Raw genomic sequence first — 608 nt, 5'->3', positions numbered from 1 at the left:
GCTTCTCAGCGTCAGCTCATTATTCAGCAGGTGTTGTTTCATCTCGCGGAACCCATGCTCTATTTCCCAGCGATGGCTGTACAAATCCACGACATCTGCTTTGGGATACCTCAGGGGGTCGCACATAGATGTCAGGATTTGAACCGTTTTTCCGTTGAGTTCTTTGCTGATAAGCCTTGCCGTCAGCGTGTCTCCAGCACCCTGCCATTTTTTCTTCGCCTGCGGCGACAGCTGTAATTCCACCAACTCCTGCCCGGCTCCTAAGCTACGGACTACACGGTACTGTGCTCCTTTGCGCAGCGGCAGCATCCAGTGTCTTTCCGTTCCCGCTGAGTGCCAGGCGTGCAGCAGACCCAGCGCATAAAAACCTTTATCAAAGAGAGTCAAAGAGTGGTCGGGGGTCTGTGGGATAAGCTGAGCGGCAAGATCGGCTTCGCCGACAGCTGAGACGCTGTCGAACGCTACTGCTGACAGCAGGTGACTGGTGACTTCCATCTGACAGACCATTCGCACCTGCGGCCACTCAGAGCACTTATTAATATTGGCCGTTCGCCCGAAGGCGGCATCATTCTCTGGTGTGTCAGGGGTGCGCCATACGGTGCCATCCA

General features: G+C 54.9%; 1 protein-coding gene. It reads right to left on the bottom strand.

Annotation, left to right across the window (positions count from 1 at the left end; translation table 11 throughout):
• Positions 1-608: IS4 family transposase (locus AC1MDE_RS25810; RefSeq protein ID WP_480345219.1), on the bottom strand; the 608-nt coding region annotated here is incomplete at both ends.

The sequence above is a fragment of the Pantoea folii genome (assembly GCF_056678875.1).
Note: the sequence above shows the minus strand (reverse complement) of the source record. Positions and strands in the feature narration are given on the sequence as shown.